This is a genomic window from uncultured Amaricoccus sp. (genome assembly GCF_937858865.1).
Lineage (GTDB): Bacteria > Pseudomonadota > Alphaproteobacteria > Rhodobacterales > Rhodobacteraceae > Amaricoccus.
Genome location: NZ_CALLYO010000456.1, coordinates 1 through 5,973 on the forward strand (window position 1 = coordinate 1; position 5,973 = coordinate 5,973).

Annotated in this window: 5 protein-coding genes and 1 pseudogene; 1 reads left to right on the forward strand and 5 read right to left on the reverse strand. The window is 70.5% G+C overall.

Annotated elements, in window-relative coordinates; translation table 11 throughout:
- From Q0112_RS13415 to Q0112_RS13435, 5 genes and pseudogenes are all read right to left on the reverse strand, one after another.
- A pseudogene (locus Q0112_RS13415) lies at positions 1–1,150 on the reverse strand (RNA degradosome polyphosphate kinase); the annotation flags it as partial.
- Positions 1,151–1,250: 100 nt separating this feature from the next.
- Complete coding sequence (locus tag Q0112_RS13420; protein ID WP_297976081.1) at positions 1,251–2,465, reverse strand: MFS transporter; 1,215 nt, start codon at positions 2,463–2,465, stop codon at positions 1,251–1,253.
- Positions 2,458–3,132 (reverse strand): DnaA/Hda family protein, encoded by a 675-nt coding sequence (locus Q0112_RS13425; RefSeq protein WP_297976083.1) that lies wholly within the window; start codon positions 3,130–3,132, stop codon positions 2,458–2,460. Before Q0112_RS13425 ends, Q0112_RS13420 begins: the two co-directional genes overlap by 8 nt.
- Positions 3,129–4,202, reverse strand: a complete 1,074-nt coding sequence (locus Q0112_RS13430; protein ID WP_297976085.1) for an AI-2E family transporter — start codon at positions 4,200–4,202, stop codon at positions 3,129–3,131. Before Q0112_RS13430 ends, Q0112_RS13425 begins: the two co-directional genes overlap by 4 nt.
- 158 nt (positions 4,203–4,360) lie before the next feature.
- A complete protein-coding gene (locus Q0112_RS13435) occupies positions 4,361–5,125 on the reverse strand; it encodes an NAD kinase (RefSeq protein WP_297976087.1) in 765 nt (254 codons plus the stop codon).
- Positions 5,126–5,276: 151 nt separating this feature from the next.
- Between Q0112_RS13435 and Q0112_RS13440 the strand changes: the two genes are divergently transcribed.
- Positions 5,277–5,973, forward strand: a 697-nt coding sequence (locus Q0112_RS13440; protein ID WP_297976089.1) for a serine hydroxymethyltransferase, incomplete at its 3' end; no start/stop codon positions are given.

The following is a 5,973-nucleotide window of genomic DNA, read 5'->3' on the forward strand; positions in this document are numbered from 1 at the left end:
TCTCGTAGGGGTGGTGCAGCAGCATGTCCTTCTGCCGGATCGCCGCGAAGATGTCCCCCTCGAAGTCCTGCACCCGCTCCGGCATCCGCGGTGTGAACGGCGGCCAGAGGAGATCGGGCCGCCCGGCGCGGGTGAGCTCGGCGAGATCGGCCATCCCGACGAGCCCCGGGATCTCGATCACCTCGTCCTCGCCGACCCCCAAGGCCTGCACGATCTTGCGCCTGAGGTCGGTCGGCGCCCCGGCGGTCAGCGTCAGCTGGATCACCTCCCCGCGCCGGCGCCGCTTCAGCGCCGTCTCGAACTCGCGTACCAGGTCTTCGGCCTCTTCCTCGACCTCGAGGTCGCTGTCGCGCAGCACGCGGAAGTCGCAGTGGCCGAGCAGCACGTAGCCCGGGAAGAGCTTGCCGAGAAAGACCTCGAGCAGCGCCTCGAGCGGCAGGAAGCGGATCTGCCCCTTCGGCCCGTCCGGCAGCCGCACGAAGCGCGCCACCTGCCCCGGGACCGGCAGCAGCGCCTCGAGCACCGTGTCGTCGGCGGCGCGCCGGAGCTGCAGCCCCATGGCGAAGCCGCCGTTGGCGATGAAGGGGAAGGGATGCGCCGGGTCGATGGCGAGCGGCGAGAGGATCGGGAAGACCTGCTCGAAGAAGTGGCCTTCCATCGCCTTCAGGTCGGCACCCTTCAGGTCGGCCGGCCCGAGGATCTCGATCCCCTCCGCGCGCATCAGCTCGCGCAGCACCTCGAGGCACTCCTGCTGGCGCATCATCAGCGCCCGCGCGTCGGCGTCGATCAGCCGCAGCTGGTCCGCGGCCGAGAGCCCGTCGGCGCTGGCGTTGTGCCCCCGCACGCGCAGCAGGCCGCGCAGGCCCGCGACGCGCACCGAATAGAATTCGTCGAGGTTCGAGGCCGAGATCGACAGGAAGCGCACCCGCTCGAGCAGCGGCACGGCGGGGTTCTCCGCCTCCGACATCACGCGCCAGTTGAAGGCGAGCCAGGAGAGCTCGCGGTTGATGAAGCGCTCGGGTCCGCTCACGTCGAAGCCGGGTAGCGCACGGCCGGGGGGCGGCAGCGAGTTGAGGAAGTCGGCGTCGACGCGCGGCTCCGCAACTACCTCTTCCTCCGGGACCCCGGCGACTTCGACCTTCTCGAGCATCTCGCTGCCTCCGCGCACGCGCGCGACCATGAGGGATTTTCGTGGCAATTCTATGACACTCCCGGCACAAGGCAAACCGTTCCGGCGCGGGGGCGAAAGCTCACTCCAGCCGCTCGATCACCCGCAGCTCAGGGAAGAGCCGCATCCAGAGGAGCGCGACGCCGATGGTGCCGAGCCCGCCGAGGACGGCCGCCGGCACGGTGCCGAAGAGGGCGGCGGTCATGCCGCTCTCGAACTCGCCGAGCTGGTTCGAGGCGTTGATGAAGAGATAGTTCACCGCCCCCACCCGCCCGCGCATCTCGTCCGGCGTGCGGAGCTGCACCAGGCTATGGCGGATCACCACGCTCACCGTGTCGGCCGCCCCCATCACCACCAGCGCGCCAAGCGTCAGCGCCATGTCGCGCGAGAGCGCGAAGACGAGCGTCCCGATCCCGAAGACCACGACCGCCTGCAGCATCCGCATCCCGACGCGCCGGGTGATCGCCCGCCGCGCCAGCACGGCCGTCATCGCCAGCGCCCCCACCGCCGGCGCGGCGCGCAGGAAGCCGAGGCCCCACGGCCCGGTTTGCAGGATGTCGGCGGCATAGATCGGCATCAGCGCCGTCGCTCCCCCGAGCAGTACCGCGAACATGTCGAGCGAGATGGTGCCGAGGATGGCCCGCTCGCCGCGCACGAAGCCGATGCCGGCGAAGAGACCGGCGAGCCGCGGCTGCGGCCGCGCGCCCGGCGGCGCCTCGAGCCGGATCGCGCCGTTGAGGACGCTGCCGATCAGCCAGAAGACCGCCATCACCGCATAGGGCAAGGCCGGCGTCACCGCATAGGCGAAGCCGCCGAGCGCCGGCCCGGAAATAACCGCGACCTGGAACATGCCGGTCGAGAGCGCCGCGGCGCGCTGGAACTCGCCCTTCGGCGCCACCCCGGTCAGCAGCGCCGCCGTCGCCGGCGATTCGAAGGCCGTCGCCACGCCGAGGAGCGCGACGACGGCATAAATCGCCGGCACCGTCAGCCAGCCCTCCCAGCTCCCCCAGCAGAGGAAGCCCGCGGCGATCCCCTGGGCGATCTGGCAGACCTGCACCACGCGCTGCCGGTCGTAGCGGTCCGCGGCATGGCCGGCGACGAAGACGAGAAGCGCCACCGGCACGAACTGGGCGAGCCCCATCAGCCCGAGATGGAAGGCGCTCCCGGTCATGGCGTAGACCTGCCAGCCGAGCGCGACCGTCGCCATCTGCGCGGCGAAGCGCGAGAAGCCGCGGCCGACGAAATAGAAGAGGAACGGCCGATGCGCGAGGAGCTGCCGGAGCGGAAGCTCACTCATCGCCGAAGAGCACCTCGGCGGCGAGGCGCGCGGTGATCGGCCGCTGCCGCGCGAGGCCGGCGCGATCGAGCGCCGCCACGTGCCGCTCGGCGGCGGCGAAGGAGCGGTCCATGCGGCTCACCAGCCAGCGGATGAGACCGGGCTCGACCACGATCTGCCGGTCGGCGAAGAGCTTGACCAGCACCGCGGCGAGCAGATCGTCGTCCGGCGGCTCCAGCCGGGCGACGGCGGCGATGCCGAGCCGGCTCGCGAGGTCGGGCAGGCGGATCGGCCAGCGGGCGGGCGGCTCGCGCCCGGTGACCATCAGGCTGCCGCCGCCGGCGGCCAGGCGGTTGCAGAGGTGGAAGAGCGCCTCCTCCGCCTCCCGGTCGCCGGCCAATCGGTCGACGTCCTCAACCGCGAGTGCGGCGCCTCCGGGAAACTCCCCGAGCTCGAGGTCAGCTTGGTCCGCGAGGATGCACGCCCCGCTCGCCGCGGCCCAGACGTGGACGAGATGCGTCTTGCCCGCCCCCGCCGGCCCGCTGACGGCGAGCCGCCCGGCGGGCCAGGCCGGCCAGCTGTCGAGCTGCGCGAGCGCGAGCGCGTTCGCCGGCGAGACGAAGAAGTCAGCCCGCCCTAGCGCCGGGCGGGCGGGCAGCTCGAGCACGAGCTGGCGCGGGGCACTCAAGGGGCGCCGTCCTCCGGCGGGAGGCGGCCGGTATAGAGCGCGCTCTCGCGGTAGCGCTCGACGAGGAAGCGCCAGAGGACGCCGAGCGCCGCCGCCACCGGCACCGCGACGAGGAGGCCGGTGAAGCCGAACAGGCTGCCGAAGACCGCGAGTGCGAGGATGAGCCAGACCGGATGCAGGCCCACCGACTTGCCGATCAGGTTGGGCGAGAGGATGTTACCCTCGACGAACTGGCCGAAGAAGAAGATCCCGGCCGTCGCCACCACCCAGACCTTGTCATCCCAGAACTGGAAGAGCGCGATCCCGACCGAGAGCACCAGCCCGACCACCGAGCCGACATAGGGGATGAAGGTGACGAGCCCGGCGATCGACCCGACGAGAAAGCCATACTGCAGCCCGATCGCCATGAGCGCAAGCGCATAGAATGCGCCGAGGATCAGGCAGACCGAGAGCTGGCCGCGCACGAAGCCCGCGAGCACGGTGTCGATCTCGCGCGCCAGCCGCCGGATGGTCGGCGCGTGCTGGCGCGGCAGGATCCGGTTCACCTCGTCGACGAGCTTGTCCCAGTCGAGCAGCAGGTAGAAGGTCACGACCGGCGTGACGACGAGCAGGATCAGGAAGTCGAGGACCTTGAGAGAGCCGACCAGCACCTGGTTCAGCACCGTCAGCCCACCGTCGCGCAGCACCGCCTCGGCCCCGGAAAGATGCTGCATGATCTGCGACTGCTCGCCGAAGAGATCGGGATAGCGCCGCCCGAGGAAGGCCATCAGCCGGGCGATATAGTCCGGCATCGCGATGACCAGGTCCTGGACCTGCTCGATCAGGGCCGGGACGAGCAGGACGAGCACCGCGACCAGGACGAGGACGGCCGCGATCGCGATCACGCCGGTCGCGAGCGCCCGGCTGAGGCCGAGCCGCTGCAGCCGGTCGGCCAAGGGATCGAGGAAATAGGCGAGCGCCGCCCCGAGCAGGAACGGCAGCAGCGTCGAGCCGAGCAGCCAGAGAACCGCGAGGAAGAGCGCGAGCCCGATCCCCCAGAACTGCATCTGCGCCCGCGGGCTCACCGCCATCGCCGAATCTCCTGCGAATGGCGCGATTAGGTGGCGCAGACCCCCCGCACTGGCAAGCCCGGCTCCCGGTGCATCAACGATTCATCCCGACTCTTTGTGAATGGGCCGTGCATGAAGCGTGCATCCAACGAGCCGCCGTAAGCCTTTGATCGCGCGGGTCAGACGAACTGCTCCCGGATCAGCCGCTCCTCCAGCCCGTGTCCCGGATCGAAGAGGATATGGTGCTCGATGTCCGGCACGCTCTCGATCTCGATCCGCACCGCGTCCCGCACCTCGGCCGAATCCGCCACCGCCGAAACCGGGCGCTTGGCAGCCTCAAGCACCTCGAAGGTCACCCGCGCCGTCTTGGGCAGCAGCGCCCCCCGCCAGCGCCGCGGCCGGAAGGCAGCCATGGGCGTGAGGGCGAGGATGTCGGCGCCGATCGGGATGATCGGCCCGTGGGCGGAATAATTGTAGGCCGTCGATCCCGCAGGGGTACAGAGCAGCGCCCCGTCGGCGACCAGCTCGGCCAGTCGCTCGCGCCCGTCGACGAGGATGCGCAGCCGCGCCGCCTGCGGCCCCGCGCGCAGGATCGAGACTTCGTTGATGGCGAGCGCCGCGATCACCTCGCCGTCTGGCCGGGTCGCCCGCATGCGCAGCGGGTTGAGGATCGCCTCCTCCGCCGCCTCGAGCCGCCCGGTGAGCCCGGCCTCGGCATATTCGTTCATCAGGAAGCCGACCGTCCCCCGGTTCATCCCGTAGACCGGGATCGACATCCCCTCGGTCGCATGCAGCGTCGACAGCATGAGCCCATCGCCCCCGAGCGCGACGATCACGTCCGCCGCCTCGATCGGAGACTGCCCATGCTCGGCCACCAGCCGGGCGAGCGATGCCTGGGCGAGCTCGACCGGGCTGGCCACGAAATGAATCCGCTCGAACGCCACCTCCCATCCCCCGTAAGGGCGCCAGTCTTGCAGCCGGAGGAGGGGGAACTCAAGTCCCTGTGCGCCACCGGAGACCGGGCCAATTCCGGGTTTCCCCCCTGCCGCATTCGGAGTATCCCGGCCACAGCCCGAACGCCCGAGGAGTCTCTCCGTGAAAGACACCGTGCCCGACAGCGCCTTCTTCAGCCAGGATCTTGCCACCCGCGACCCGGAGATCTTCGCCGCCATCCGCAGCGAGCTCGGCCGGCAGCGCGACGAGATCGAGCTCATCGCCTCGGAGAACATCGTCAGCCGCGCGGTGCTGGAGGCGCAGGGCTCGGTGATGACCAACAAGTACGCCGAGGGCTATCCCGGACGCCGCTACTACGGCGGCTGCCAGTTCGTCGATGTGGCGGAGAATCTGGCGATCGAGCGGGCCTGCCGGCTCTTCGGGGCGACGTTCGCCAACGTGCAGGCCAACTCGGGGAGCCAGGCCAACCAGTCGGTCTTCCTCGCGCTCCTGCAGCCGGGCGACACCTTCCTTGCCATGGACCTCGCCTCGGGCGGGCACCTGACGCATGGGGCCAAGCCCAACATGTCGGGGAAGTGGTTTAGGGCGGTGCACTACGGGGTGCGCCAGCAGGACCAGCGGATCGACTACGACCAGGCGGCGGAGCTTGCGCGGGAGCATCGGCCGAAGCTCATCATCGCCGGCGGATCGGCGGTGCCGCGGGTGATCGACTTCGCGCGGTGCCGGGCGATCGCCGACGAGGTCGGGGCGTACCTTATGGTCGACATGGCGCATTTCGCCGGGCTGGTGGCTGGCGGGCAGCATCCGAATCCGCTCGAGCACGCCCATGTGGTCACCA

Coding starts and splice junctions, on each gene's coding strand:
- Q0112_RS13430 (WP_297976085.1), bottom strand. CDS start 4,202: ATGGCGGTGAGCCCGCGGGCGCAGATGCAGTTCTGGGGGATCGGGCTC.
- Q0112_RS13420 (WP_297976081.1), bottom strand. CDS start 2,465: ATGAGTGAGCTTCCGCTCCGGCAGCTCCTCGCGCATCGGCCGTTCCTC.